Raw genomic sequence first — 26,272 nt, forward strand, 5'->3', positions numbered from 1 at the left:
GCCCCGCGTCACCGGCGACGCGGCTACCGCACCGGCGTGAAGTCCCGGGCCCCGATGAACTCGGGGCGCCGGACGGGTGCGGCGAAGGGTTCGACGGCCTCGTTGTCGACGCTGTTGAAGACGACGAAGAGGTTGGAGCGCGGGTAGGGCGTGATGTTGTCGCCGGAGCCGTGCATCGCGTTGCAGTCGAACCAGACCGCCGAGCCGGCCGGGCCGGTGAACAGGCGGATGCCGTGGGCGTCGGCGAGGCGGGTCAGGGCCTCGGGGGAGGGGGTGCCCGCGTCCTGCATCTGGAGGGAGCGCTTGTAGTTGTCGCGGGGGGTCTCGCCCGCGCAGCCCAGGAACGTCCGGTGCGAGCCCGGCATGATCATGAGGCCGCCGTTGGTGTCCAGGTTCGGGGTCAGGGCGATCGACACCGAGACCGCGCGCATCCGGGGGAGACCGTCCTCCGCGTGCCACGTCTCGAAGTCGGAGTGCCAGTAGAAACCGGACGCGCCGAAACCGGGCTTGACGTTGATGCGGGACTGGTGGACGTACACGTCGGAGCCCAGGATCTGCCGGGCCCGGCCCGCGACCCGCTCGTCACGGACGAGGGCGGCGAACACCTCGCTGATCCTGTGGACCTCGAAGACCGAACGGACCTCGCCGGAGCGGGGTTCGACGATCGCGCGCTCGTCGGCGCGGACGCCCGGGTCGTGCAGCAGCCGGTCCAACTCGGCGCGGTAGCGGGTCACTTCGGACGGTTCGACGAGCCGGTCGACCGCGAGGAAGCCGTCCGTGTCGAAGTCGGCGAGATCGGCCGGGGTCAGGGGGCCGGGGGTGCCGGGCGGCGACCAGACGGCCGGGTCCCGGCGGGGGGTCGTGACCTCGCGGGGGCCACGGCTCGGGTAGAGGTCGGTGAGCGTGGTCATGGGATCAGTCCTCCAGGAGCAGGGGATAGACGCCGTTCTCGTCGTGGTCCTCGCGGCCGGTGACGGGCGGGTTGAACACGCACACGCACCGGAAGTCGGTCCTCGGCCGCAGGGTGTGCCGCTCGTGACCGTCGAGGAGGTACATCGTGCCGGGGGCGATCAGGTGGGTGAGGCCGGTCTCCTCGTCGGTGAGGTCGGCCTCGCCCTCGACGCACAGGACCGCCTCGACGTGGTTCGCGTACCACATGCTGGTCTCGGTCCCGGCGTACAGGATCGTCTCGTGCAGCGAGAACCCGACCTTCTCCCGGGCGAGGACGAGGCGTTTGCTCTCCCAGGTGCCGGACCTGGAGCGGATGTGCCGGTCGGTGTTCTCGACGTCCGCGATAGATCTGATGATCATTTTTACGCCAATCTTTCTGTACGCCTTGCTTGCCTGCGGAAGTCGCCTCTCAGCCCGACGCCCGCACCGCCCGGTCCAGAATGTCCAGCCCCTCGTCCAGTTCGGCCTCGCTCACCGTCAGCGCCGGCAGCAGCTTCACGACCTCCCCCTGCGGCCCGGACGTCTCCAGCAGCAGCCCCCGCTCGAAGGCCCGCGCGCACACCTCCGACGCCCGCGCCGGATCCTCGAACTCGACCCCCCACACCAGCCCCCGCCCCCGGCAGGACGCCCCGGTGTGCTCCGCGCACAGCGCGAGCAGCCGCTGCTCGACGTGTTCACCGAGCCGCGCCGTACGCAACTCCGTCTCCTTGTCGGCCCAGTACGCGTGCAGCGCGGCCGTCGCTGTCACGAACGCCGGGTTGTTGCCCCGGAACGTCCCGTTGTGCTCGCCCGGCTCCCACAGGTCCAGCTCCGGCTTGAACAGCGTGAGCGCCATCGGCAGCCCGTACCCGCTGATGGACTTCGACACGGTGACGATGTCCGGCGTGATCCCCGCCTCCTCGAAGGAGAAGAACGAGCCCGTACGCCCGCACCCCATCTGGATGTCGTCGACGATCAGCAGCATGTCGTGCCGCTCGCACAGCGCCGCCAGCCCGCGCAGCCACTCGGGCCGGGCGACGTTGATGCCGCCCTCGCCCTGCACGGTCTCGACGATGACCGCCGCCGGATGGTTCAGCCCGGACCCGGTGTCCGCGAGGAGCCGCTCGAACCACAGGAAGTCCGGGACCTGCCCGTCGAGGTAGTCGTCGAACGGCATTGGCGTGCCATGGACCAGCGGAATCCCCGCCCCGGCCCGCTTGAACGCGTTCCCGGTGACCGCGAGCGACCCCAGTGTCATCCCGTGGAACGCGTTCGTGAACGAGACGACCGACTCCCGCCCCTTCACCTTGCGGGCCAGCTTCAGCGCCGACTCCACCGCGTTGGTCCCCGTCGGCCCCGGGAACATCACCTTGTACGGCAGGTCGCGCGGCTTGAGGACGAGGTCGTGGAAGTTTTCGAGGAAGGCCCGCTTGGCGGTGGTCGCCATGTCCAGGCCGTGCGTGATGCCGTCGTTCTCCAGGTAGTCGAGCAACGCGCGTTTCAGTACGGGGTTGTTGTGGCCGTAGTTGAGGGAACCGGCCCCGGCGAAGAAGTCCAGGTAGCGGCGGCCGTCCTCGGACCACAGGTGACTGCCCCGCGCCTGGTCGAAGACGACGGGCCAGCCGCGGCAGTAGCTGCGGACCTCGGACTCCAGCAGTTCGAACGTGCTCAGGGGCGTCTCGATGGTGGTCATGCGGGTACTCCAGACACAAGGGGGTGGGGGGTTTCAGCGAAGGGGGCCGATGCGGTGCAGCACCTCGGGCGCGTGCCCGTCGCCGGGGAAGAGCTCGTCGTCGAAGAGGACGGTCTCCTCGACACCGGCCCCGTGCCGCGCCGCGTACGACGCGAACAGCGCGCGCGAGGCCGCGTTGTCCGGCGTGATGGTCGTCTCCATGGAGGACGCGGCGACCCGCACAGTCAGCGCGTCGAGCAGCGCCCCGGCGAGACCGCGCCCCTGATGGGCGTCTTCCACGGCGATCTGCCAGACGAAGAGGGTGCCGGGCCTCTCGGGCCGCAGATAGCCGGTGACGAAGGCGACCGGCTCGCCCTCGTGCCGAGCGACGGCCGAGGTGTCCGCGAAGTCACGGCACCAAAGGAGGTAACTGTAGGGGGAGTTGAGGTCGAGAACCCGGGAGTCACGGGCGATGCGCCACAGCGCGGCACCGTCGTCCACGGTCGGTCGGTCGATGGTCAGGGCAGGCTGGAAGGGCATGGGTCCCTAGGGTCGGGAACGGGGGTACGTGCGAGGGCCGGGGAGGGCGGACCACGCGCGCTGGTACGGGAGTTCACAGCACGGCGCTCAGGAATTCCCGCGTACGGCGATGAGTCGGCGCGTTGAAGATCTGCTCGGGGCTGCCCGCCTCCACGACCCGGCCCGCGTCGAACATCAGGACCTCGTCGGAGACGTCCCGCGCGAACCCCATCTCGTGGGTGACGCACAGCAGCGTGATGTCGGTCGTGGACGCGATCTCCCGCAGCAGGTCCAGGACACCGGAGACGAGTTCGGGGTCCAGCGCCGACGTCACCTCGTCGAGCAGCAGGATCTCCGGCTCCATCGCCAACGCCCTTGCGATGGCGACGCGTTGCTGCTGCCCGCCGGACAGGCGCGTCGGATGCTCAAGGGCCTTGTCCGCGAGCCCGACCATGTCGAGGAGTTCCCGCGCCCGCGCCTCCGCCTTCTCCTTGGGCTGCCCCAGGGTCCGTACGGGCGCCTCCGTGATGTTGCGCAGGACGTTCATGTGCGGGAACAGGTTGAAGTGCTGGAACACCATGCCGATCCGCCGCCGGATCGGCCGTAGATGCTTCTCGTCGGCGGGTTTCAGGGAGCCGTCGTCCGCGCGCCGGTGCGACAGGGGTTCCCCGTCCACCCAGATCACGCCGTCCGACACCCGCTCCAGCGTCATCAGCAGCCGCAGGATGGTGGTCTTGCCGGAGCCGGACGGGCCGATCAGCGTGATGTGGCGGCCGCGTTCGACGGAGAAGTCGAGTTCGTCGAGGACGGTGTGCTCGCCGTAGCGCTTGACGACCCGGTCGAAGCGGATCATCGGTGGCTTGGTCACGGAACTGTCCTGATCGTCATGGGGTTGGGGTTCGATGTCAGTGGCCAAGGCGTTGCTCCAGTTTCCGCAGGGCGAGCGAGGTGGGGTAGCTCGCCAGCAGGAACACCAGTCCGGCGAGGGTGAAGGCTTCGGGGTAGGCGAAGTGGTCGGCGCCGTACTCGCGGGCCTGCGCGACCATCTCCGAGACCGTGATCACGGCGAGGAACGGGGTCTCCTTGAACATGGCGATCGCGTAGTTGCCGAGCGCCGGCAGCACCGTCCGCACCGCCTGCGGCAGGACGACGTCCCGCCAGGTCAGCGCCGGCGACAGCGACAGGGCGCGCGCGGCCTCCCACTGGCCCTTCGGCACGGCGTCGATGCCGGCGCGGTACACCTCGGCGAGGTAGGCGGAGTAGTGGATGCCGAGCACCACGACGCCGATCGTCAGCGGCGAGACGGTGGTGAACACCGCGTACGCGCCCACGAGTTGGACCAGCAGCGGGGTGGAGCGCACGAACTCCAGGGCCGCCTTGAGGGGGAAGGTCACCAGGCGGCTGGGCGCGCGTGCGCCGATCGCGAGCGCGAGGCCCAGGACGGCGGCGACGAGAGTCCCCAACACCGTTGCCAGGACAGTGGTCTTGAACCCTTCGAGCAGCAGGGGCAGCGCCTCGCGGGCGGCCTCCCAGTCCCATTGGTAGTTCACGCGCGGCCTCCGGTCGTGACCATCGAGGTTCGCCCGAGACGCGCGGCGGCGTGCCGCTCCAGGACCCGCATCCCCGCCGTCAGCAGCCACGCCAGCACGAAGTACAGGACCAGCAGCGTCAGATAGGCGGGCACCGTCTCGCCCGTGCGGTCACGCAGCGTCTGCACCACCGTCGTCAGATCCGCCACCGAGATCAGCCACAGCAGCGGCGTCGCCTTCAGCATCTGGATCAGCAGGTTCGTGAACGGCGGGATCATCTGCGGCCACGCCTGCGGCAGCACGACCCGGTAAAGCCGTTGCAGCGGCGTGAAGTTGAGCGCGACGGCCGCCTCCCGCTGCGGCGCGGGAACGGCGGCGAGCGCGCCCCGGACGACCTCGGAGCCGTACGCCCCGTAGTTCAGGCCGAACGCGAGGACCCCGCAGACCAGCGGGCCGAACTCGTACCCCGTCAGCAGCGGGAACGCGTAGTACAGCCAGAACAGCTGGATGTAGAGCGAGGTGCCCCGGAAGAACTCGACGACGATCCGTGACGTCCAGCGCGGGACGCGGGCGTGGGAGCGCGCGGCCAGGCCGCACCCGAACGCGACGACGACGGCGAGCAGCGCGCCCAGCACGGTCGCCTCGACGGTCACCCACAACCCCGAGCCCACGGTGGGGAGTTCGGAGAAGAACGCGGACAGGAAGTCACCCATGGCCGTGCCCCCGCGTCAGGCCGCGCACAACTGGGCGGTCGTCAGGTTCGCGGGCGGCAGCTCGGCGGCGGTGAAACCGTACGCGCCGAGGAGTTTCACATAGCGTGCGCGGTCCGAAGTGACCTTCTTCAGCTCGGTGTTGAAGGCGTCCCGCAGCTCGCTCGCGCTCTTGCGGAAGACCGCGCCGCCCGGGCTGTACTGCTTCACGCCGCCGATCATCGGCACGAACGGCTCGGTGACCTGGAGGCCCTTGTTCGTCTTCGCCAGCCAGCGCAGGGAGATACCGGTGAGGACGAAGGCGTCGATCCGCCCGTTCTTCACGGCATCGGCGCCGTCCTGGGGCTTCGTGAGCGTCTTGACCTTGCCCGACGCGATCCCGGCCGCCTCCACGTACCCCTTCTCGGCGGCCCCCGACATCACGCCCAGGGTGACCCCGGCCCGCTTCGCCGACTCCAGGTCGGTGAGCTTCTCCGGGTTCCCCGCCGGGACCATCATCGCGGTCGGCGAGATGAACTCCGGCTCCGAGAACGCGGCCTTCTCGCAGCGGTCCGGGAGGATCGCCATGCCGGCACTGATCACCTCGTACTTGCCCGCCAGCAGCCCCGGGATCAGCCCGTCCCACTCCGAGAACACCGGCCGCAGCTCAGGCACCCCGAGCGCCTCGAACACCTCGGCGTGCAGCGCGGGCGCCTCGCCCTTGAGCGTGCCGCCCTCCTCGAACCCGTACGGCGCCTCGTTCGCGTACGCGACCTTGACGTACCCCCGCTTCCTGAGGCTCGCGAGCAGATCCGCGTCGCTCGCGCCCCCGCTCTCGGTCTTGCTGCACGCGGCGACCCCCGCGAGGGCGCCTGCCGAGGCGAGGCCGAGGAGGCGGCGGCGGGTCAGGACGGTCTGGCTGGGCATCAAGTCGAGTCCCCTGGTCGAGTAAACGCTTTCGTCGTGCGGGGGCGCCTGCCCGGACTCAGAGGTCTATGTCCACGGACCTGTCAGTGTTATGGGCTCGTGTCCCGACTGTTTCGACATCCTTAGCCAGGGTCGGGTTTAGGCCGCCGACAACCGGCCCATGTGTGAACCGGCAGGTCGAACAGGGGAGATGAGGTGAACCTTTCGGCCAACCGGGAATGCGGACGGCGGCCGGTGCGCGCGGTGGCGGGAAATGAGCGGGCAGCGCGGCGGATGCGCTAGGAAAGAGCGCCGGACGCCACGACACCAGACAAGGACCCAGCCCGCGTGAGCAGCGAGACCATGCAGATCGGCGAAGTCGCCGCCCGCACCGAACTGTCGCTGCGCACGATCCGCCACTACGAGGACGCCGGGCTCGTCACCCCCTCCGCCCGCTCCCAGGGCGGCTTCCGCCTCTACACCGAGTCCGATGTCGCCCGCCTCATGGTCATCCGCCGCCTCCAGCCCCTCGGCTTCACCCTGGACGAGACCCGCGCCCTCTTGGACGCCATGGACCGCCTCGACTCCGGCGTCCACCTCCTGCCCCGTGAACGCGCCCGCCTCCTCGACCGCATCCGGGGCTTCGAACAGGCGGCGCAGCACCGCGTCGAGGACCTGCGCACCCAGCTGAACCGGGCCCAGGAACTCGCGGACACGCTGGCGGGGCGGCTCGCCCGCAGGTGACGCCCGCTCTCCGGTCGCGTGAGTTGTGAGGATCGGGGCACTCGGGTGGCCGGGAGGCTGCCATGCGTGTGGTCGAGGAGAGCGGGCCCGTGGTCGTCACGGACATTCCGGCACGGCTGGACCGGCTGCCCTGGTCGCGGTGGCACTGGACGGTCGTGATCGGGCTCGGGACCGTGTGGGTGCTGGACGGGCTTGAGGTCACGGTCGTCGGGAACGTCGCGGGGCGGCTGGCCGAGGACGGCAGCGGGCTCGCGATCACGTCCGGGCAGATCACCGGGCTCGCCGCCGCGCTGTACGTCGCCGGGGCCTGCGTCGGCGCCCTGTTCTGGGGACGGCTGACGGACCGGTTCGGGCGGCGCAGGCTCTTCATGATCACCCTGGCGGTGTACCTCGCGGCCACCGCGCTCACGGCGGTCTCCTGGGAAGCGTGGTGGTTCTTCCTGTGCCGGTTCCTCACCGGGTTCGGCATCGGCGGTGAGTACGCGGCCATCAACTCCGCGATCGACGAGCTGATCCCCGCCGAACACCGGGGCCGCGTCGACCTCTTCATCAACGGCAGCTTCTGGCTCGGCGCGGTCGGGGGCTCGCTGCTGTCCGTCGTCGCCCTGGACACCGGGATCCTGCCGCAGGACGTCGGCTGGCGGCTGTCGTTCGCGCTCGGCGCCGTCCTCGCCCTGGTCATCCTGCTCGTACGGCGGCACGTCCCCGAGAGCCCCAGGTGGCTGCTCATCCACGGCAGGCGGGCGGAGGCCGAGGAGATCGTCGCCGGGATCGAGCGGCGCATCGAGGCCGAGACCGGGAAGGAACTGCCGCCGCCGCAGGGCGAGCTGGAGATCCACCAGCGCGGCCCCGTGACGTTCCTGGAGATCGCCCGCACCGTCTTCGGCCGCTACCGCAGGCGGGCCGTCCTCGGCTTCGCCCTCTTCATCGGCCAGGCGTTCCTGTACAACGCCATCACCTTCGGCTTCGGCGCCATCCTCACGACGTTCTACGACATCCCCGCCGACCGCACCGGCTACTACTTCGCCGTCATCGCGGCCGGCAACTTCTGCGGCCCCCTGCTCCTGGGCAAGCTCTTCGACACCGTCGGCCGCCGCGTGATGATCTCCGGCACCTACCTCCTCTCGGGCGTCCTCCTCTTCGCGACGGCCTGGCTGTTCGGCCAAGGCGCCCTGGACGCGGGCACGTTGACCGCCTGCTGGTGCGCCGTCCTCTTCTTCGCCTCCGCCGGAGCCTCCAGCGCCTACCTCACGGTCTCCGAGATCTTCCCGATGGAGACCCGCGCGATGTCGATCGCCTTCTTCTACGCCCTCGGCACAGCGGCCGGCGGCATCAGCGGCCCCCTCCTCTTCGCGGACCTCACGGAGACGGGCCGCGTCGCCGACACGGTCCTCGCCTTCTCGATCGGCGCGACCCTGATGTGCGCGGCGGGCCTGGTGGCCGTCGTCCTGGCGGTCGCCGCCGAACGCCGGTCCCTGGAGGACATCGCGAGGCCACTGTCGGCACTGAGGAAGTGACTGGCCGGGGCCGGGGACGTCCGTGGTGCAGACCGTGCGGGCCTGAGATGCGTGGGGGCGCTGCCTGGCAGGCCGCTCGCGGAGTTCAGGGCGGTCGGTGCGGCTGTTCGAGGAGGGGGCGATCGGGGCTTTCGGTCAGGTGGTCGGTACGGCGCTGCTCCTGCGGATCGGCACGGACGGCACGCTGTTCGACGTGATGCGGGCCGGAGGGTCTCGTAGCGTTCGAGACGGGCGCCGAGGTCGAGCCCCGGTGGGACGAGCGGCTCCGTGACCACCTGCGCCTGCTGTCCCTGACCGCGGGTTTCGGCGTCGAGCAGCGCTCAGCGGGCCCGCCGCAGTACGGCGGACAGGGCCAGCCGGGAGGTGACGTCGAGTTTCCGGTAGACGTTGGAGAGGTGGGTCTCGACCGTGCGGGGGCTGAGGAAGAGGCGCTCGGCGACGTCGCGGGTGCGCAGGCCCGACGCGGCCAGCTCGGCCACCTCGCGTTCACGGTCGGTGAGTTCGGCCAGGGGGTCGCTCGTGGGGAGGGCGGCGCGCAGCCGGGCCACCTCCTCGTGGACCAGCCGGGCGCCGTGCACCCGGGCGATGCCCTCCGCGAGTTCCAGATGCCGTACGGCCGCCGGGAGACCCTCGGTCTCGGCGAGGGGGCCGGCCGCCGCCGTGAGCGTCCAGGCGTACTGCACCGGCATGTCGGCGCACCGGAAGGCGTGCGCGGCGAGGTCGAAGAGCTTGGCCGCCGCCTCGAACTCCCCGTCGGCGGCGTGCAGACGGGCGCGGGCCTCCTGCACGTACGCCTCCTGGACCGGCAGGCCGAGACGGTCCGACACGGACCCGGCGTGGCGGATGAGACGGTGAGCCTCGCCGCGGTCACCGCACTCCAGGGTGGCGGTCGCGAGCAGGGCCAGCAGGAAGGGGCGGGAGAACGGCCGGACCAGCGGCAGCAGGTCACCGCCCACGCCGTCCAGCAGCGTGCGCCGGCAGCCGGCCGCGTCGCCCGTCAGGAACTGCGCCTGGGCCAGCAGCCCCGTCGCCGACGTCGTCCACCAGCTCTGCCCGGGCCGGATCGCCGCCGTCGTCTCCGCGACCAGCGCGACCGCCTCGGCGGAGTCGCGCCGCCCCCGCGACCAGACGAGGGCCGTCGCCCGCATCGCCCGCGCCAGCGTCACCGCGTCCCCGGCGCCGAGGGAGCGCCCCAGCTCCTCCGCCTCCCGGGCCCGCCGCGCGGAGGCGTCGAGGCGGCCGGTCCACTGCTCGGCCATCGTGAGCGCGAGCATCCGGTGCATCAGGACCGGTATCCGGGTCTCCGCCTCCCGGCCGAGATGCCGGATCGCGTCCGTGAACCGCTCCAGGTACAGCTCCGCGCACCCGAGCAGCGCCAGCGTCTCCGGGGTCCGGCCCGCGACCGGGTCCGGCATGGCGTCCAACAGCCGTGCGCAGTGGGCGACTTCACCCACGGCCTCCGCGACGTCCCCGGCGTGCGTCGCGCACAGCGCCGCCAGCACCCGCAGCGCCGCACGGTCCGCGGCGTCCGCCTCGCCCGCCGCCCGCGCCGCCTCCTTCAGCAGCCCCCGCGCCTCGTCGTGCGTACCGCGCACCGCGTGGACGAGCCCGAACTCGATCGCGAGGCGCACCGCCTCGGGCGGCAGCGGATCGGGCAACGGGCGCGGCAGCAGCCCGAGCGCGGTGCCGACGACGGCCATGGCCTCCTGGTAGTGCCCGAGCTGCCGCTCCGCGTCGGCGCACACGGTGTACGCCTGGAGGGTCTCCCGCGCGGAGAGGCCCGCGCGGGGATCCGCGAGGAGCGCGTGGGCGCGGGTACGGGCCTCCTCCGGCTGCTCGGAGGCGATCAGGGCCCGGCAGCAGGCCAGCCGGAGGGCGGTACGCGAGACCGGGCCGGACGGCGCGGGCGTGGCGGGGGGACCGGCGGTGCCGGACGGCTCCGGCACGCGGGGCGCCCCCTGCGCCGGGTGCGGCTCCGGCACTGTGGGCGCCTGAGGCTCCTCGGGCAGCGCGTCCAGCGCCAGCCGCAGCCAGCGCGCCGCGGTCGCCGGTTCCCGTACGACGATCTCGGCGGCCCCCTCGGCGAGGGCGTCCACGGCGACGGCGGCGTCCGTCCCGATCAGGTGCTCGGCGTGGCGGGCGCGCTCCACGGCGCTCCCGGCGATGTCCAGCGCACGCCGGTGCGCCCGCAGCCGGAACGACAGCCCCGCCCGCGCGTGCACGACGTGACCGAGCACCGGATGCCGGAAGCGCAGGCCCCCGCCGTCCGGGCGGATCAGGTCCGCGCGCTCCAGTTCGCCGAGCACGTCCAGGGTCGTGTCGAGGCTCAGCCCGGACACCCGGGCGACGTCCCGGGGCCGGAACGGGGAGCCGAGCACGGCCGCCGCCGTCAGCGCCGTCCCGGCGTCCGCCGTCACCGCGTCCACCTCGGCGAGCAGCGGCCTGGCCTCGCGCAGCAGACCGTCCGGGTCCGTACCGGGCCGCCCGGGCCGCCAGTCCGAGGCGACCAGCAGCCGCAGATGACGCGGGTTCCCCCCGGACTCGGCGCACAGCTCCCGCGCGGACCCGGCGTCCAGCCGCCACGCGGCGAGCAGGCCGGCGACGGCCTCGTGGCCCAGGGGAGCGGGCTCGATCCGCGTCACCGTCCCGGCGCGGACCCCGTCGTCGAGGGCCTGGAGCAGTTCGGGAGGCGTCTGCCGGGGGCGGTGGACCAGGGCCAGGACGAAGGGGCCCGGCGTCCCCGCCCTGACCTGCCTGACGAGCGCCGCCGTCGCGGCGGGGTCGCAGCGGTGGACGTCGTCCAGGACGAGGACCCCGGACCGCTTGGCCTCGGGGAGCGCTTCTCCCCGGACGACCTGGACGCGGGTGGCCGCCAGTCCGCGCCGGGCGGCCCCGCGCATGAGGGCCAGCGCGAGGCGCGTCTTGCCGATGCCGGGCTCGCCGGTGATCTCCACGACCGTGCCCCGGCCGACCGCCAGCGCGTCCACGATCCCCGCGAACCGGGCGAGCTCGGCCTCCCGCGCGACAGGGGGCTCGCCCGGTGCCGGTACGGGCACTGTGGTCATGAGCGCTGTTCCCCTCCGCGTCCGGACAGGCACCCGGCGGTGACTCATGTCGGCCACAGGGCGCCTTTTCGGGCAACCATACAGAAGTAAAAGTCGCCGTCCGGAACGTGGACGCGGCACCGCTCACTCATGACAGATACGGCTCGGCCCAGTCCGCGAACCGCTGCCCCAGCTCCTTGCGCGCCGCCGCGAGCACGGCGTCCGGCTCCTCGGTCACCGCCAGCCCGAAGTGCCGGTCCAGCCAGGTGGCGTACTCGTCGTGGTGCGCCGAGTCGGGCTGGTCCTCGGGGCGGTAGAAGTACGCGTCGTCCCAGTCGACGGAGATCTCCGTGTCGAAGCCGAGGAGCTGGAACAGTTCCCGCAGATCGCGGGCCACGACGTGCTGGCCGCCCTCGTCGCCGAAGACCACCACCGGCAGGGTCGCCGGGTCGGTGCGGTCGTCGAGGCGCCACAGCGCGTAGAAGGAGCCGCCGGCGGTGGCCTGGGCGAAGGGCACCAGCCTGCCGGTGAACGCCGGGTCGTCCGACCAGCCCGCGACGAGGCCGGACAGGTCGCCGTACTGCGTCAGGCCGAAACCGTCGGCGAAGTCCTCGTAGCCGAACTCGTCCTGGAACTCCTTGAGGAGGTTGAGTTCCGGGACGGGGGAGTAGGGGGTGGTCATCGCGGGTCCTGGCTTTCTGTCGGGGTGTCGCCGTGCCGGATCCGCTGCCACGCCCTGCGGTAGAGGCCGGCGGCGGGTTCGAGCGGGACGAGGACACCGAGGGGTGGGGTGCGGCCGTCGAGGAGGCCGCCGTACAGAGGTGCCTTCCACCGCTCCAGCGGGCGGTGCGGGAGGCCGGGGTCCAGCCAGTCGCCCGGCAGGAACAGGGTGCGGCCGGCCCGGCGGCGGGTGTCCTGGACGACCGGGCCGGCCGCGGCGAGCTGCGCGCGGGCGGCACGGAGGCGGGGCGCCGGCCAGGCGGTCCAGCGGGCCGTGTCGCGGTCGGTGGGGTCGGGCATCGCGAGCAGCATCAGGTAGAGGGCGGCGGCGTCCTCGCCGAGGTCGTGGACGCGGGCGGCCTCGGCGACCAGGTCCGGGACACAGTGGGCGGGGTGCTGCGGCCACCGGACGCCGGCGCCGGGCGGGTCCAGGAGCGCCGCGAAGCCCGGGTCCCGGGCCACACGCAGGGCCACCTCCACGGGGAACGGCCCCGCGACGTCCCGCAGCGCCGACACGTACGGGTCCTCGCCGCCGCCGTCGAGGTGCGCCACGCTCAGCGCGGGCGTCGGCAACGCGTCGAACGTCGGTATCACGACCCCGCCGTACCGCTCGAACCCGGCGCCCACCTCACTCGGCGTGCCGAACCCCGGCAGATGCACACCCCGGCCGAGGTCCAGGAGCAGCCCCGGATGCGCCAGGCGTTCCCGGACCTTGTCGAGCACGGCGGGCAGCGCGGCCCGGACCGGGTCGCCCACCGGCAGCCGGTGCGCGAGCCAGGCCGCGAGGGCGACGGTGCCGACGAGCGTGCCGGCGGTGAACCCGCCCGCGTCCGGCCCGACGGGCAGGACACGGCTGCCGCCGACCTCCCACTCCAGGTCCCGGCTGAGCCGCGGCTCGGCGTCGGGGTCGAGGAACGCGCGCAGCGCCTGTCCGGCGTCCCAGAACGCGGGCCGCACCGCGCGCAGCACCTCCCCGAGCAGCTCCTCGGGGACCGGGGTCCGCCTGCCGACCCTGGCGTTCCAGACCCGCGCCGCGGCGGACGCGTCCGGGCCGTCCGTCCACAGGCGGGCCGGGACCCCGGGCAGCAGCGCGGCGACGACCGCCTGACGGGTGCCGACGGGCAGGGCGCCCAGCTCGTACGCCACCGTCGCGGTGTCCTTCGCGCGGATCCCCAGCGCCGTCCGCACCGACGCCCGGCCCACCTCCGGCAGCCCCGCCACCACCAGCCGGGCCGTCGCCCCGGTGACCCCCGTGAGGCGGGCGAACTCCTCGGCCGCCGCCGGGAACCAGGGCGCCGGGCCCCTCACCGCCAGCTCGCCCAGGAACGCCCCCAGCCAGCCGACGTCCCGCTCCTCACGCTCCTCGCCGACCGGGTGGAGGCCCTCTACGGCGTACGGCGCGGGGACCTCGAACCGGCCCGACGGGTCGTGCAGCAGCCCCGTGAAGAGACACGCGGGCGGTGCGGCGACCGGACAGCGCTGGGTGACCGAGGTCAGCGCGAGGACTCGGCCGCCGTCCAGGGGCAGCGCACCCGCCCAGGCGCCCTCGCGCCACTCTCCGTCCGACCCGAACAATTCCCCCGCGTCCAGCCGGAGATGAACCCGGCGCCAGGCGCCGCCCGAGGCCAGCCCCAGCGCGTCGACCTCCGTGAGCAGCGCCTCCAGGGACCGGCGGTGCTCGGACGGGGTGGTCGGCGCGGCCGCCCGGAACGCCGTCGCGGGGGTCGCGGTCGTGTACGGCAGCGGGTCGCGGTCATCGGCGGGTGGGAGGGGGAGGCCGTCGAGGTGGAGGCGTGCGGCGGGGGTGCGCGGAGCGGTGCGCAAGGCCCGGCCGATGGTCCGCAGCCGACGGAGGGCGTCGCCCTGGCGAGGACCTTGCCCGCGGGCCTGCGTCCCGGGGCCGCTTTCCTGCCGCCGACCCGCGCTGTGCTGGCCGTGTCTGTGTTCGCCCGCCTCGTGTTCGGCTGTCCCGTGCTGGCGGTGCCTGTGCTCGTCCGCCCCGTGCTCAGCCGTCCCGTGCTGGCCGTCCCTGTGCTCGTCCGCCCCGTGCTCAGCCGCCCCGCGTTCGCCCGCCTCGCGACCGCCTTCCTCGATGCCTCCGCCCAGACGCCCGTCACTCCCGTGACCGTCGTGCCGATGCCCCCCGTCGCAGTCGGTGAGCCCCTCCAGCGCCTCGCACAGCATCCCGTCGGACGGCCCCGCAGCCTCCTCCTCCCCGAGCACCTCGTCCAGCCGCAGCGTCACCGCGTCCAGCACCGCCTGCTGCCCGGCCGCGTACCCCACCACCCCGGCGATCCCCGCCACCACCGCCCCGTCGGTGACCTGCGGCAGCAACTCCCGCACGGCGCCTGCCGGATCGGCCGCCCGCAGCAGCCCGCGCGCGGTGTCCTCGTCGACCTGCCGCAGCGCCAGGGAGCCCGGCACGTCCCGGGGCCGCAGGCAGTGCCAGTACGACGGCGGTGGCAGGACCGGCGTGCCCCGGGCGAACGCGCCGGGCGGGCCGTCGACCCGCGCGGTGGCCAGGACGACACCGTCGCCGTCGACGAGATGCAGGGCCCAGCCGGTCTCCCGGCTCGCGGCGACGGGCTGCCCGGCCCCCGGGAACAGCACCGCCGCGCACGGCAACCCCGCCTCGCCCGGCACGGTCACCCGCCGCCCGGCGAGATCCTCACCGCGCCGCGAACCGTCGGGCAGCCGCACGACACGCCAGCCCACCAGCCCGCCCACCGGCACCACGGCAGCACCGGGTTCGGCCTGGGGGAGGGGCAGGAGCGTGCCGTACTCGACCTCGGGGACGTCCAGGAACGCGGGCACGCTCTCCCCGCCGACCACCGCGCGCACCGGGTCGTACGCGAGCCACGCGTCCCCGCCCCACGTCCAGTACGAGGTGCCGTCGCCGAGCAGGAACCCGCCCGGGGGAAGGGCGGTGCCGCCGCGCCGGAGGACACCGAACCCCGTGGCCCGCCCGCCGCCGGGCAGCGGGAGGGTCGCCGCGCCGATCTCCTCGCGGTACCAGTCGAGCCCCGCCGGGGCACCGCGCCCGCCCTCCAGGGCGATGATCCGGTCGGGGGAGCGGTGCCAGTACCCGGCGGTGCCGCCCTCCCACGTCGCCCAGTGGACCAGCAGTTCGCCGTCCACGTAGTGGAAGCCGGGCGGGCCGTGGAAGCCCGCCTCGGCCGGGAGGCGCAGGGCGTGGACCAGGACCGTGCCCTCGGCGCCGATCACCCGGGCCTCGGCGGGACCGGCGACGACCAGCTGCGGCCAGGCGTCGAAGAACCGCAGGAAGTCGGCGTCGCCCACGGCACGGACCGCCTCGTCCCAGGCCGGCCAGCCGAGTTCGTCGAGGAGACCGGCCCGCAGGGTGCGGGCCAACAGCGGCGCGAGGTCGGCGCCGGTCACCGCACGGATCTCGGCCTCGGCGAGCCTCAGCACCTCGGCGGGCAGCCACGTCAGCGGGGCCGTCGCCTCGGGGAGCGCGGGGAGCCCGGCGGCGGCCAGGCGCCGTACGGCCGCGCGCAGCCAGTCCGCGAGGAGCAGCCGGCCGCCCGGGACCGCGGCGAGGGCCTCGACCGTGCGCAGGTCGTCCGGGCCGCCGCCGAACCCGTCGGCGCTGCGCCGGAACGCCTCACCGAACCGTCCGTCGGCCGCGAGCGCCAGCAGGTCGCGGCGGTCCTCGAAGGCCGCCCACTGGCCCAGCGGCAGCCACCAGTTCTCCGGGTACGGCGCGACCGGCACCTCCAGCGCGAGCAGCAGATCCAGCAGGTCGACGTCCCGGACGACCTCCAACTCCCGCCCCGACTCGGCGAGTTCGGCACGCAGCCGGTCGGCGGCGTCCTCCACCAGCCGGTACAGCACCGGAAGCCGCGCCGGTGTCGCCCAGTGCAGCGCCCGCCGGTGGAACTCCAGGAACCTCACGAACCACCCCGCCGTACCGTCCCGGGGCCCCACCCCCTCCCCCCGGAGCCCAGCGAGCGCCCCGGACTCCTCCAGGACCTCCAGCCACAGGATCAGCACCTCCTCGTCCTCGGAGTCGGGCATCAGGTCGAGCAACACCCCCCGCACCACGGCCCGTTCCCGCGCCAGCTCGACCAGCGCCCCGCGCTGTGCCTTCCACCACCCGCCCGCCGCCCGCGCCGTGGCGGGCAGCGCCAGCAGCTCGGCGAGGACGTCACCCGTGGACCGGCCCCCGGCGGCGCGCGCCAGCCTCCGCACCTCGACCCCCAGCCGGACCGACGGCACCAGCCCGCCCGCGGTCCGCCGCACGCACAGCCGGGCGAACCGCTCGAACGCCTCGCCGGCGGGCCTGCGCGCGACCAACTCCCGCGCATACGCCACCAGCGCCTTCGTCCCGACCGCCCCGGCGAGCGCGAACTCCAGATACGCGGCGTCGAGCCGCTCCTCGTCGACCTCCAGGGCGTGGTCGGCCTCCGCCTGACGCGCTCGCTCGAACATCCGCGCCGCGTACCCGGGATGCCCCTCCGACAGGAAGATCCGCGCGGCCTCTTCGTGGAACTCCGGCAGGGCGGCGGCGGCCAGCCGCCGGGCGGCGCCCCGGCAGGCGTCCACAGCGGCCTGCCCGTCGCTCCGCGCGAGCAGCCTGATCCGCTCCACCTCCGTCACCACGTCCTGCCGCTCCATCGCCCCACCTTCCGTCAGCCCCCTCCCATCAGCGGTCCGTCACGCTGAGTGACGATGCTGAAACTCTAGAGGCCCCCACTGACAATCGCTCTGACCTGCGGTTCTTCCCGCCGCCCCGAGTCAATCCGCGCTGCCGACGGGACGCATCCGGATAACCACGTACCGGCCTACGTACATCGGATCCGCCGCACTTCCAGACGCGAGCCGACGACTATGTGAAAGTTGCAGCAGCTCGACCCCATGATCCCGTCCGTCCGCGATCCCGACCACCGCGACCCGGAAGGAAAGACCCCCCACATGACCTCCGCCCCGCTCTCCACCCCGCCCCCGCTGCCCACCGCCCGCCCCCTCCTCGACCCCGCCGCCGAGTACCGGAGCTGGACCACCGAACGCCCCCTGGACCGCATCACCCTCTGGGGAGACCTGCATCCCTGGCTCGTCACCCGCTACGACGACGCGCGGGCCGTCCTCAGCGACCCCCGGTTCAGCTCCGAGAACTTCCGGCCCGGCTTCCCCGGACTCCAGCCGACGACACCCCCGCGCACGCCCGGCCAGCTGTTCGCGATGGACCCGCCGGACCACACCCGGCTGCGCCGCATGCTGATACCCGAATTCACCTTCCGCCGGGTCGAGCAACTGCGCCCGGCGATCTCCCGGCTCACCGCCGAACTCATCGACGGCCTGGAGGCGCAAGGGCGTTCGGCGGACCTCGTCGAGCACTTCACTCTCCCGCTGCCGCTCCTCGTCATCTGCGAACTCCTCGGAGTGCCGTACTCCGACCGGGAGTTCATCCACCGGCAGGCCGCCGCGTTCGCCACCGTCTCGGCGGGCCCCGAGGCGATGCGGGCCGGCTGGGGCGCCCTCTTCGGCTACCTTCAGGAACTCCTCGCGGCCAAGGCCGGCGACCCCTCCGACGACCTGATGAGCCGCCTCGCCACCGAGCGCGTCGCCACCGGCGAGGCCACCGCCGCCGAGGCCGCGGGTCTCCTGGTCCAGCTCCTCATCGCCGGGCACGAGACGACGGCCAGCATGCTGTCGCTGGGGACGATCGCCCTCCTGCGCCACCTCGACCAGCTCGCCGCGCTGCGGGCCGACGACAGTCTCGTACCCGGCGCGATCGAGGAACTCCTGCGCTACCTGACCATCGTCCACATCGGGATGCGGCGGATCGCCACCGAGGACGTCGAGGTCGGCGGGGTCACCATCCGCGCGGGTGAGGGCGTCGTCGTGGCCCTCCAGGCCGCCAACCGCGACCCCGCGACCTTCGAGGACCCGGACACCTTCGACGTGAGGCGCGACTCCGACCGGCACCTCGCCTTCGGGCACGGCCTGCACCACTGCCTCGGCCAGTCGCTGGCCCGCGCGGAGCTCCAGATCGCGCTGCCGATGCTGTTCGAGCGACTGCCGGCGCTGAACCTGGCGAAGGAACCGGAGGAGTTCGCGTTCGCCGGGCGCGCGGTGCACGGGGTGGAACGGCTGCCCGTGACCTGGTGAACCCCGGCAGGCCGCACACGCGCCGGCCCCCTGACCGCCGGGAAGCGGAGACCCCGACCCCACCTGACGGAGTCCGGGCCGACGCGTTGCCCGCCCCGCACCGGGGTCGGCAGGCTCGGGCGGATGTCCGAACGAGGAGAGGGGACCGGCGATGTGCGGGCTTGCCGGATGGATCGGCTACGAACGTGATCTGAGCGCGGACACTTCCGTCGCCGCTGTCATGAACGACACCCTGGAGTGCCGGGGGCCGGACTCGCACGGCGTGTGGGTGTCGCCCCACGCGCTGCTGGCGCACCGGAGACTGGCCGTGATCGACCTCGCCGGCGGCAAGCAGCCGATGGAGGCAGAGGCGGGACCGGTGCTCACGTACACCGGGGAGACGTACAACTACCGGGAACTGCGCGAGGAGTTGAGGGCCCTCGGGCACAACTTCCGTACCGACTCCGACACGGAGGTGGTGCTGCGGGCGTACGAGGAGTGGGGCACCGGGTTCGCCGAGCGGCTGACCGGGATCTACGCCCTGGCCCTGTGGGACCCCCGTACCGAGGAACTCCTCCTGGTACGCGACCGGATGGGCGTCAAACCCCTCTACTACTGGCCCACCGCCGACGGCGTCATCTTCGGGTCCGAGCCCAAGGCGATCCTCGCGCACCCCGAGACCGAGGCGGTCGTGGACGCCGAGGGCCTGCGCGAGGTGTTCGGCATCGTGAAGACGCCGGGCCACGCCGTGTTCAAGGGCATGCGGGAGGTCCTGCCGGGCACGGTGCTGCGCTTCACGCGCTCCGGGGCCGAGGAGACCCGCTACTGGCGGCTCGCCGCACGCGAGCACACCGACGACCTCGACACCACAATTGCCCACGTCCGTACGCTCCTTGAGGAGATCGTCGCGAGTCAGCTCGTCGCCGACGTCCCCGTCGGCACCCTGCTGTCCGGCGGCCTCGACTCCAGCGCGGTCACCGCGCTCGCGTCCCGCTCCAGCGACAAGCCGGTGCTCGCGTTCTCCGTCGACTACAAGGACCTCGGCGAGAACTTCCAGGCGAACGTCCAATGGGCCGACCCCGACACGCCGTTCGCCGTCGAGGTCGCCCGGCACGTCGGCGCCGAGCACGTCATCGTCGAGCTGGACAACGCGGACGTCCTCGACGACGACGTACGCGACCAGGTGCTGCGCGCCCAGGACCTGCCGGTCTCGACGGGCGACATGGAGTACTCGCTCCTGCTGCTGTGCCGGGCGCTGAAGGAGCGCATGACCGTCGCCCTGTCCGGGGAGGCGGCGGACGAACTCTTCGGCGGCTACACCTGGTTCCACGACCCGGCCGCGATCGAGGCGGACACCTTCCCCTGGCACCACCCCTTCGAGAAGGCGGGCGGCATGGGGGCGCTGCGCACCCTCGGCCTGTGGAGCCGGCTCGGGATGACCGGGTACGTCAAACAGCGCTACACCGAGGCCCTGGAGGAGGTGCCCCGGCTCCCCGGGGAGAGCGGACACGAGGCCCGCATGCGGGAGTTGACCTACCTCAACCTCACCCGCTGGGAGAACTTCCTCCTCGACCGCAAGGACCGCATCTCGATGGCGACGGCCCTGGAGGTGCGCGTCCCCTTCACCGACCACCGCCTCGTCGAGTACGTCTACAACGTCCCCTGGGCGATGAAGAACCACGACGGCCGGGAGAAGAGCCTCCTGCGTTCCGCGATGCGCGGCGTCCTCCCGGAGTCCGTCCTCGACCGCAAGAAGACGCCCTACCCGTCCACGCAGGACAAGGGCTACGAACGGGCCGTGCGCGAACGCCTGGAGACCGTGATCGCCGCCGACGACGCGCCCGTCCTGCGCCTCGCCTCCCGCGAGGAGATCCGCCGCCTCCTCGACGTCCCCGAGGGCAGCTACGCCATGGGCGGCCCCTGGAGCGCCCGCGCGGTCCTGGAACGGCTCGTCGAGTTCGACCGCTGGGTCAGGACGTACGGGGTCCGCGTCGACCTGTGACCGGCCGGGGCCCGTCGTCCACGCGGCGGGCCCGGAGGGCCGGTGCCCCCTCCCGGGCCGGGCGCCCGCCGCCTGGCACGCACTCCCCCAAGCTCTGCGAGCAGGGGGGGACCCCCAGCGGCGTTGCCGAACCGCCCACGTGGCTCCTCCCCCAAGCTCTCGGCTTCGCTCGACCAGGGGGCACCCCCATCGCGGACGCTCCGGCGCCTTGCGATCTGGGGGTCCCCCCTCTGGGGGAGCACCAGACGACGTGCGCTATCCGGCCCGGGAGGGGGCACCGGCCCTCAGCTCCCCGGCGAGCGACCGCAGCGCCGGGGCCGCCCCCGACAACGCCGCACGCTCCGCCGGGGACAGCGCCGCCAGCCCGTCCGCGAAGAGCCGCGCCCACTGTCCTTCGATCAACGCCATCCCCTGGACGGCCGCCATCGTCGGGAAGAGCCGTACGGCACGCCGGTCCGCCGGGTCCGGTTCCCGGCGCACCAGCCCCTGGGCGACCAGCCCGCGCACGGTCGTACTGACGTTGCTGGCGTGCATCCCCAACGCCTGGGCGAGCACGCCGACTCCGGTGCCGGGGGAGTCCAACACCTGCCGCAGCACATCCAGTTCGGCCGGAGGCAGCGTGGGGAGCCCGGCCTCGGTCGTGCCGCGCAGGCGCAGGACGCGGCCCAGCGTGTGCAGCACGGGGGCCAAGTCCCGCGCCTCGCGCAGCAGTTCGGCGTCGGTGTCGCCTTTCGCGTCCATGCGGGCAGCCTAGCAATGCTTATATATCTATAGCTATTGACGACGCCGCAGAGCCATGGGCGACGCCGCAGCCACCAACCCCCCTGCCAGGAGTCCGAGATGTCCTCCCCACCCCGGCCCGCCGCCCTCCTCACCGCGACCCTCGCCCTGCTCTCCTTCGGCATGCCGCTCGCCACGGACATGTACCTCCCGGCCTTCCCCGAGATGGCCGACGACCTCGGCACCGACGCCTCCGGCGTCCAACTCACCCTCACCGCCTTCCTGTTGGGCCAGGCCCTCGGCCAGCTCGTCTTCGGCCCCCTCTCCGACCGGCACGGCCGCCGCCGCCCCATCCTCATCGGCGCGGCGGTGTGCACGCTCGCCACCGCCCTGTGCGCCCTCGCCCCCAACCTCGCCGCCCTCATCGCCCTGCGCTTCGTGACCGGCTTCAGCGGAGCCGCCGGACTCGTCGTGGGCCGCGCGGTCGTCTCCGACGTCGCGACCGGCGCCGTCGCCGCACGGCTGTTCGGCGTGCTCATCGCCCTCGGCGGTATCGCCCCCATCGTCGCGCCCCTCGCCGGAGGCGCCGTCGTCACCCACGCCGGAGGCTGGCGCGGCGTCTTCTGGGCACTCGCCGCGATCACCCTCCTGATGCTGCTCGCCGCCCTGTTCTTCATCCCCGAGAGCCTGCCCGCCGACCGCCGCCGCGCCGGAGGGATCGCGGCCACCCTCCAGACCGCCCGCACCGTCCTCGCCGACCGCGTGTACGTCGGCTACACGCTGGCCTTCGTCTTCGCCTGCGGCGCCCTCTTCTCGTACATCTCGGGCTCGGCGTTCCTCCTCCAGAACGTCCTGGGCCTCACCGTCGGCCAGGCGTCGATCGCCTTCTCCCTCGGCGCCCTCACCGCCACCCTCTCCAGCACCGCCAACACGAAACTCGTCGGCCACTACCCGCCCCGACTGCTCCTGAGAATCGGCCTGTTCACCATGTTCGCCAGCAGCGCCGCAGCCCTCCTCGTCACCCTCACCGGCCACCTCGACCGTGTCCTCGCCCTCGGGTTGATCGCCGTCACCTTCCTCGGCCTCGGCCAGGTCTTCGGCACCGCGACCGCCCTCGCGATCGAACGCGTCCCGTACGCCGCCGGCACCGGCTCCGCCGTCCTCGGCACCCTCCAAGGCGTCCTCGGCGCGGTCGCCGCCCCGCTCATCGGCCTCGGCGGCGACGACACCGCCGTACCCCTCTTCACCGCCATGACCGGCTGCTGCCTCGTCGCCCTGCTCGCGCTGCTGCTCACGCGCGACGCCGACAAGCCGCGACCTGACACACTCCCCGGGCACCTGACGATCTCTGGAGAGCGGCGTTGACCGCCGACACGGGCTGCGTGAGGCTCGCCCGCATGTCACCGACGTCACCGACCGAAACCCGCCGACCCCGTCCTGTCACCGGCTGGCACAGCCTCACCCGCGCGGAACTGCGAGTCGCCCGGCTCGTCGCCACCGGCCTCAGCAACCGTGCCGTCGCCGAACACCTCGTCGTCTCGCCGCACACCGTCGACACCCACCTGCGGCACGTCTACGCCAAGCTCGCCATCCGCAGCCGCGTCCAACTCGTGCGCCACGCCCTCCAGTTCGACTCCGGTGACTGAGCCATCGTCGCAGCCGCGCACCCCCGGAACATCACGTGAAGACGTGATGCGTCCGCCGGTGCCGGACGGCAATGTGTGCGGCGTATCGACCCCCACGGAAAGGCCGTTACCCATGGATCCGCTCCTCGACATCAGCGACGAGGTCCGTACCGCCCTCGACGAACACCGTCCCGTCGTCGCGCTGGAGTCGTCGCTCATCGTCAACGGGCCGGCCTACCCCGCCAACACGGAACTCGGCCTGGAGATCGAGAAGGCGGTCCGCGACCGGGGCGCCGTCCCCGCGACCATCGGCATCGTCGACGGGCGGTTCGTCGTCGGCATGGACGCCGACCTCATCGAGCGGTTCGCCTCCAGCAAGGGCGTCCCGAAGGTCAGCGCGCGCGACCTCGGACCCGTCCTCGCGGGCGGCGGGCTGGGAGCAACCACCGTCGCCGGTACGGTCGTTCCCGCCGCGCGCGCCGGGATCGGCGTGTTCTCCACCGCCGGCATCGGCGGGGTGCACCGGCGGGCCCAGGAGACCTTCGACGTCTCCGCCGACCTCCAGCAGTTCACGCGCAGCCGCGTCGCCGTCGTGTGCGCCGGGTCGAAGTCCATCCTCGACCTCGGGCTGACCGCCGAGTACCTGGAGACCGCGGGCGTGCCCGTCCTCGGCTACCAGACGAGCACCCTGCCCGCGTTCTACGTCCGCGAGTCCCACGTCCCCGTCAGCCGCGTCGACGACCTCGCCGTCGCCGCCCGCGCCACCTGGCTGCACTGGGAGGTCAACGGGGACCGGTCCGTGCTCCTCACCGCGCCCATCGACGAGCAGGACGCCCTCGACGGCGACGAGATCGAGGACGCGATCTCGGCGGCCCTCGCCGAGGCCGACGCGGCAGGCGTACGCGGCAACGCCATCAGCCCCTTCCTGATGCGGGCCCTCACCGAAGTCACCGCCGGGCGCAGCGCCGCCGCCACCCGGGCCGTCCTGCTGTCCACCGCCCGGGTCGCCGGCGAGTTCGCCGTCGCGCTCGCCGCCACCCGAGAGGAGCGCTGACGTGCGCTACCAGGGAATCGTCTTCGACCTCGACGGGACTCTCGCGGACACGCCCGGGGCGATCGTGTCCATCACCGTGAAGGTGCTGCGAGACCTCGGGCGGGACGTCGACGACGCCGCCGTGCGGGCCACCGTGGGCAAGCCGCTCGACCAGAACTTCGCCGGGCTCCTCGGGCTGCCCGTGGACCACCCCCAGGTGGCGGAGGCCATGGCCGCCTATCGGGCCGGGTTCGGGGAGCATCTTGAGGAGCAGCGGGAGCGGATGCTGTACCCCGGGGTCGCCGAGGGGCTCACCAAGCTGCGCGATCTTGGGCATGTGCTGGCCATCGCCACGTCCAAGACGCATGAGGCCGCGGTGCGCACACTGCGGGCCACGGGGATCCTCGACCAGTTCGCTGTTGTCGCCGGGCACGACTCGGTGGGGCGAGGCAAGCCCGCGCCCGACATGGCGCTGTACGTCGCGGAGAAGCTCGCGCTTCCCGCCGAGCGGTGCGTGGTCATCGGTGACGCCGTCGGGGACATCGAGATGGCTTCCGCCGCGGGGATGGCCTCTGTCGGGGTCTCCTACGGGGTGGCCACCGCTGATCAACTGCTGGAGTCGGGGGCGCTGGTGATCGCCGACTCGTTCGACGGGGTGGTGTCGGCGGTGCTCTGAGCCGCGCTTCGCGGCGGGAAGCCGTAGCCGTCGAAGATCGCGTACAGGTCCTGCATCAGGGGTGGTGGGGGCTTGACGTAGAGGGCGGGGGTCAGGGCGTAGTCGTTGGCGCGTACGGCTTCGAGGTCGGCCGACTGGCAGAACTCGGGCCGGTTCTCGTACGGCTGCCCTGATCCGCGCCAGGCGTGGTAGGTCCCGGCGATGTTCGCGAGGTCGGCGTCCGTCAGTACGCGCTCGGCCTTGCGGACCATCTCGCCCGATTTCTGCGCGTCGATGAACAGGAACTGGTTGCGCCTGGATTGCTTGTCCTTGTCGATGATCCAGAGGCAGGCCGGGATGGTCGTCGAGGGGAAGAGGTGGGGTGGGAGCACGACGATGCAGGAGACGAGGTCGGCTTCCAGCAGGGATCGGCGGATTCCGGCTTCGGCGTTGCGTGAGTTCAGGGAGCCGGTGGCCAGGATGACGGCGGCGGTTCCTGTCGGGGTGAGTTTCGAGATCGCGTGCTGGAGCCAGGCGTAGTTTGCATTACCGGCAGGGGGGACCCCGTACACCCAGCGGGGGTCGGACACGTCCCGTGGCCAGTCCTTGACGTTGAACGGGGGGTGGGCCAGTACGAAGTCGGCCTGGAGGTGGGGGTGTTGGTCGGCGGCGAGGGTGTCGGCCCAGCGGTCGGAGAGGTTGGCGTCGATGCCGTGGATGAGGAGGTTCATCCTGGCCAGGCGCCAGGTGCGTATGTGGATGTCCTGGCCGTATACAGAAAGCTGGCGGTACCCGTGGGATGTGGCTGCCTGGACGAGCATGCCAGCGGTGCCGCATACCGGGTCGTACACCCGCCCCTGGTATGGCTCCAGCATGTCTACGATGAGCCGGGTCAGAGACCGTGGGGTATGGAATTCGCTGCTTCGTTTGCCTTCTGCGCGTGCGAAGGCGCCGAGAAGGTCGTCGTAGAGCTTGCCTCCCCGCGCCACATCGTAGGAGGTGTGGTGGAAGAGGCCGAGCAGGCTTGCCAGCTGGCGTGGGACGGTACCGGGGCGGTCGAAGACCTTCGGGAGGACACCGGCCAAGGAGGGATTGGCCTGCATGATCGCGTCCATTGCCGCGTCTAGGACTCTGCCCGTGTTGTCTCCCCTGGCGTTGGCCTCGATCCAAGACCAGGTGGCGGTCTGTGGGACCCAGACCAGGTACTGCGCGGGGTCTTCCAGCTGCTCAGCCGCTCGTTCTTCGGGGACACCGGTCCTGAACAGCGTCTCGGTGAGTTCTCTCCGACGTTCGTCGAAGGCGGCGGAAGCGTGCCTCAGAAAGACCAGCCCTAGCACCAACTCCTTGTACTGAGGGACATCGACATACCCCCGCAGCCTCTCGACGGCCCGCCATAGCAGATCCCCGAACTCCTCGGCAGACGCCTCTTGGTCCATGCGGCGATCACCCCCACCCGGATTGTTCCACGACCGCCCCCACCCCCTCCCGCCAGCGCGGTAACGTACCGACAACGCACTGTTCTTGACCGGGGGGCGCACCGCATGTCGACGATCGGGCTGGCCGCAGCCATAGAGGAGCTGCGTCAGGAGCTGTACGAGGCGCAACGCCTCGGTGTCGGCCAGCAGTTCGCCTTCGGGGTCGAAGAGGCGCAGTTGGAGCTCCAGTTGGAGCTGCGGAAGTCCGCCAAGGGTGACGGCAAGCTCAGTTTCGGGGTGGTCGCCGTCGGCGGCGGCGGTGAGCAAGCCAGCGTCCGTACGCACAAGTTGACCCTGAAACTCTCCGTCAAGGACCGAGCCGCGGGCGGCACCGCCCCCGAGGTCGGGGACGAAGAGGCCGGGACGCTGGACGAGGATTGA

Annotated in this window: 22 protein-coding genes; 9 read left to right on the forward strand and 13 right to left on the reverse strand. The window is 72.6% G+C overall.

Features of this window, described 5'->3' with window-relative positions; translation table 11 throughout:
• Window positions 1–23: 23 nt before the first annotated feature.
• The 8 genes from thpD to ACLZOT_RS32590 all read right to left on the reverse strand — a co-directional run bounded on the left by thpD (window position 24) and on the right by ACLZOT_RS32590 (window position 6,266).
• Window positions 24–911: an ectoine hydroxylase gene (gene thpD, locus ACLZOT_RS32555; protein ID WP_416972713.1), complete on the reverse strand. Its 888-nt coding sequence runs from the start codon at window positions 909–911 to the stop codon at window positions 24–26.
• Between the two features lie 4 nt (window positions 912–915).
• Complete coding sequence (locus tag ACLZOT_RS32560) at window positions 916–1,311, reverse strand: ectoine synthase (protein ID WP_416972714.1); 396 nt, start codon at window positions 1,309–1,311, stop codon at window positions 916–918.
• Between the two features lie 49 nt (window positions 1,312–1,360).
• Entirely contained in the window at window positions 1,361–2,623 is a 1,263-nt protein-coding gene (gene ectB / locus ACLZOT_RS32565) for a diaminobutyrate--2-oxoglutarate transaminase (RefSeq protein WP_416972715.1), read from the reverse strand.
• 33 nt (window positions 2,624–2,656) lie between these two features.
• On the reverse strand, window positions 2,657–3,142 hold the full coding sequence (ectA, locus tag ACLZOT_RS32570) for a diaminobutyrate acetyltransferase (RefSeq protein ID WP_416972716.1): 486 nt from the start codon (window positions 3,140–3,142) through the stop codon (window positions 2,657–2,659).
• Between the two features lie 73 nt (window positions 3,143–3,215).
• Window positions 3,216–3,974 carry an ectoine/hydroxyectoine ABC transporter ATP-binding protein EhuA gene (gene ehuA / locus ACLZOT_RS32575; protein ID WP_416972778.1) on the reverse strand — a complete coding sequence of 253 codons (759 nt, stop codon included), beginning with the start codon at window positions 3,972–3,974 and terminating at the stop codon, window positions 3,216–3,218.
• Window positions 3,975–4,026: 52 nt separating this feature from the next.
• A complete protein-coding gene (gene ehuD, locus ACLZOT_RS32580; protein ID WP_416972717.1) occupies window positions 4,027–4,671 on the reverse strand; it encodes an ectoine/hydroxyectoine ABC transporter permease subunit EhuD in 645 nt (214 codons plus the stop codon).
• Entirely contained in the window at window positions 4,668–5,363 is a 696-nt protein-coding gene (gene ehuC / locus ACLZOT_RS32585) for an ectoine/hydroxyectoine ABC transporter permease subunit EhuC (protein ID WP_416972718.1), read from the reverse strand. The genes ehuD and ehuC overlap by 4 nt, the downstream gene beginning before the upstream one ends.
• A gap of 15 nt (window positions 5,364–5,378) precedes the next feature.
• The gene (locus tag ACLZOT_RS32590; RefSeq protein ID WP_416972719.1) at window positions 5,379–6,266 is read right to left on the reverse strand and encodes a transporter substrate-binding domain-containing protein; all 888 of its coding nucleotides are present in this window, start codon (window positions 6,264–6,266) and stop codon (window positions 5,379–5,381) included.
• A 327-nt stretch (window positions 6,267–6,593) separates the two neighbouring features.
• Here ACLZOT_RS32590 and ACLZOT_RS32595 point away from each other — a divergent pair, with 327 nt between their 5' ends.
• Both ACLZOT_RS32595 and ACLZOT_RS32600 read left to right on the forward strand, forming a co-directional pair.
• Window positions 6,594–6,989, forward strand: coding sequence for a MerR family transcriptional regulator (locus ACLZOT_RS32595; RefSeq protein ID WP_416972720.1), 396 nt, complete (start codon window positions 6,594–6,596; stop codon window positions 6,987–6,989).
• A gap of 62 nt (window positions 6,990–7,051) precedes the next feature.
• On the forward strand, window positions 7,052–8,506 hold the full coding sequence (locus tag ACLZOT_RS32600) for an MFS transporter (RefSeq protein ID WP_416972721.1): 1,455 nt from the start codon (window positions 7,052–7,054) through the stop codon (window positions 8,504–8,506).
• 320 nt (window positions 8,507–8,826) lie between these two features.
• Here the strand turns inward: ACLZOT_RS32600 and ACLZOT_RS32605 are convergent, their stop codons facing one another.
• The 3 genes from ACLZOT_RS32605 to ACLZOT_RS32615 form a co-directional block, all read right to left on the reverse strand.
• Window positions 8,827–11,571, reverse strand: a complete 2,745-nt coding sequence (locus ACLZOT_RS32605) for a LuxR C-terminal-related transcriptional regulator (RefSeq protein ID WP_416972722.1) — start codon at window positions 11,569–11,571, stop codon at window positions 8,827–8,829.
• A 127-nt stretch (window positions 11,572–11,698) separates the two neighbouring features.
• Window positions 11,699–12,232, reverse strand: a complete 534-nt coding sequence (locus ACLZOT_RS32610; RefSeq protein WP_416972723.1) for a hypothetical protein — start codon at window positions 12,230–12,232, stop codon at window positions 11,699–11,701.
• Window positions 12,229–16,908, reverse strand: a complete 4,680-nt coding sequence (locus tag ACLZOT_RS32615; protein WP_416972724.1) for a DNA-binding protein — start codon at window positions 16,906–16,908, stop codon at window positions 12,229–12,231. Before ACLZOT_RS32615 ends, ACLZOT_RS32610 begins: the two co-directional genes overlap by 4 nt.
• A 297-nt stretch (window positions 16,909–17,205) precedes the next feature.
• Between ACLZOT_RS32615 and ACLZOT_RS32620 the strand changes: the two genes are divergently transcribed.
• On the forward strand, window positions 17,206–18,402 hold the full coding sequence (locus ACLZOT_RS32620) for a cytochrome P450 (RefSeq protein ID WP_416972779.1): 1,197 nt from the start codon (window positions 17,206–17,208) through the stop codon (window positions 18,400–18,402).
• A gap of 151 nt (window positions 18,403–18,553) precedes the next feature.
• Complete coding sequence (gene asnB / locus ACLZOT_RS32625) at window positions 18,554–20,383, forward strand: asparagine synthase (glutamine-hydrolyzing) (RefSeq protein WP_416972725.1); 1,830 nt, start codon at window positions 18,554–18,556, stop codon at window positions 20,381–20,383.
• Window positions 20,384–20,638: 255 nt separating this feature from the next.
• Here asnB and ACLZOT_RS32630 read toward each other — a convergent pair whose 3' ends face one another.
• A complete protein-coding gene (locus ACLZOT_RS32630; protein ID WP_416972726.1) occupies window positions 20,639–21,124 on the reverse strand; it encodes a MarR family winged helix-turn-helix transcriptional regulator in 486 nt (161 codons plus the stop codon).
• Between the two features lie 99 nt (window positions 21,125–21,223).
• Between ACLZOT_RS32630 and ACLZOT_RS32635 the strand changes: the two genes are divergently transcribed.
• From ACLZOT_RS32635 to ACLZOT_RS32650, 4 genes are all read left to right on the forward strand, one after another.
• Complete coding sequence (locus tag ACLZOT_RS32635; RefSeq protein WP_416972727.1) at window positions 21,224–22,468, forward strand: multidrug effflux MFS transporter; 1,245 nt, start codon at window positions 21,224–21,226, stop codon at window positions 22,466–22,468.
• Window positions 22,465–22,749 (forward strand): response regulator transcription factor, encoded by a 285-nt coding sequence (locus ACLZOT_RS32640; protein ID WP_416972728.1) that lies wholly within the window; start codon window positions 22,465–22,467, stop codon window positions 22,747–22,749. Before ACLZOT_RS32635 ends, ACLZOT_RS32640 begins: the two co-directional genes overlap by 4 nt.
• Window positions 22,750–22,861: 112 nt before the next feature.
• Window positions 22,862–23,782, forward strand: coding sequence for a pseudouridine-5'-phosphate glycosidase (locus ACLZOT_RS32645; protein WP_416972729.1), 921 nt, complete (start codon window positions 22,862–22,864; stop codon window positions 23,780–23,782).
• 1 nt (window position 23,783) lies between these two features.
• Window positions 23,784–24,437: an HAD family hydrolase gene (locus ACLZOT_RS32650; RefSeq protein ID WP_416972730.1), complete on the forward strand. Its 654-nt coding sequence runs from the start codon at window positions 23,784–23,786 to the stop codon at window positions 24,435–24,437.
• On the opposite strand, the gene ACLZOT_RS32655 is transcribed toward ACLZOT_RS32650, so the two are convergent.
• Window positions 24,368–25,852: an N-6 DNA methylase gene (locus tag ACLZOT_RS32655; protein ID WP_416972731.1), complete on the reverse strand. Its 1,485-nt coding sequence runs from the start codon at window positions 25,850–25,852 to the stop codon at window positions 24,368–24,370. The genes ACLZOT_RS32650 and ACLZOT_RS32655 overlap by 70 nt on opposite strands.
• Window positions 25,853–25,957: 105 nt before the next feature.
• On the opposite strand from ACLZOT_RS32655, the gene ACLZOT_RS32660 reads away from it, so the two are divergent.
• Window positions 25,958–26,272 carry a trypco2 family protein gene (locus tag ACLZOT_RS32660; protein WP_416972732.1) on the forward strand — a complete coding sequence of 105 codons (315 nt, stop codon included), beginning with the start codon at window positions 25,958–25,960 and terminating at the stop codon, window positions 26,270–26,272.

The organism is Streptomyces sp. 4F14 (genome assembly GCF_048159485.1).
Taxonomy (GTDB): Bacteria; Actinomycetota; Actinomycetes; order Streptomycetales; family Streptomycetaceae; genus Streptomyces.

Coding starts and splice junctions, on each gene's coding strand:
- thpD (WP_416972713.1), bottom strand. CDS start 911: ATGACCACGCTCACCGACCTCTACCCGAGCCGTGGCCCCCGCGAGGTC.
- ACLZOT_RS32560 (WP_416972714.1), bottom strand. CDS start 1,311: ATGATCATCAGATCTATCGCGGACGTCGAGAACACCGACCGGCACATC.
- ectB (WP_416972715.1), bottom strand. CDS start 2,623: ATGACCACCATCGAGACGCCCCTGAGCACGTTCGAACTGCTGGAGTCC.
- ectA (WP_416972716.1), bottom strand. CDS start 3,142: ATGCCCTTCCAGCCTGCCCTGACCATCGACCGACCGACCGTGGACGAC.
- ehuA (WP_416972778.1), bottom strand. CDS start 3,974: ATGATCCGCTTCGACCGGGTCGTCAAGCGCTACGGCGAGCACACCGTC.
- ehuC (WP_416972718.1), bottom strand. CDS start 5,363: ATGGGTGACTTCCTGTCCGCGTTCTTCTCCGAACTCCCCACCGTGGGC.
- ACLZOT_RS32590 (WP_416972719.1), bottom strand. CDS start 6,266: ATGCCCAGCCAGACCGTCCTGACCCGCCGCCGCCTCCTCGGCCTCGCC.
- ACLZOT_RS32600 (WP_416972721.1), top strand. CDS start 7,052: ATGCGTGTGGTCGAGGAGAGCGGGCCCGTGGTCGTCACGGACATTCCG.
- ACLZOT_RS32605 (WP_416972722.1), bottom strand. CDS start 11,571: ATGACCACAGTGCCCGTACCGGCACCGGGCGAGCCCCCTGTCGCGCGG.
- ACLZOT_RS32610 (WP_416972723.1), bottom strand. CDS start 12,232: ATGACCACCCCCTACTCCCCCGTCCCGGAACTCAACCTCCTCAAGGAG.
- ACLZOT_RS32615 (WP_416972724.1), bottom strand. CDS start 16,908: ATGGAGCGGCAGGACGTGGTGACGGAGGTGGAGCGGATCAGGCTGCTC.
- ACLZOT_RS32620 (WP_416972779.1), top strand. CDS start 17,206: ATGACCTCCGCCCCGCTCTCCACCCCGCCCCCGCTGCCCACCGCCCGC.
- asnB (WP_416972725.1), top strand. CDS start 18,554: ATGTGCGGGCTTGCCGGATGGATCGGCTACGAACGTGATCTGAGCGCG.
- ACLZOT_RS32630 (WP_416972726.1), bottom strand. CDS start 21,124: ATGGACGCGAAAGGCGACACCGACGCCGAACTGCTGCGCGAGGCGCGG.
- ACLZOT_RS32635 (WP_416972727.1), top strand. CDS start 21,224: ATGTCCTCCCCACCCCGGCCCGCCGCCCTCCTCACCGCGACCCTCGCC.
- ACLZOT_RS32645 (WP_416972729.1), top strand. CDS start 22,862: ATGGATCCGCTCCTCGACATCAGCGACGAGGTCCGTACCGCCCTCGAC.
- ACLZOT_RS32655 (WP_416972731.1), bottom strand. CDS start 25,852: ATGGACCAAGAGGCGTCTGCCGAGGAGTTCGGGGATCTGCTATGGCGG.
- ACLZOT_RS32660 (WP_416972732.1), top strand. CDS start 25,958: ATGTCGACGATCGGGCTGGCCGCAGCCATAGAGGAGCTGCGTCAGGAG.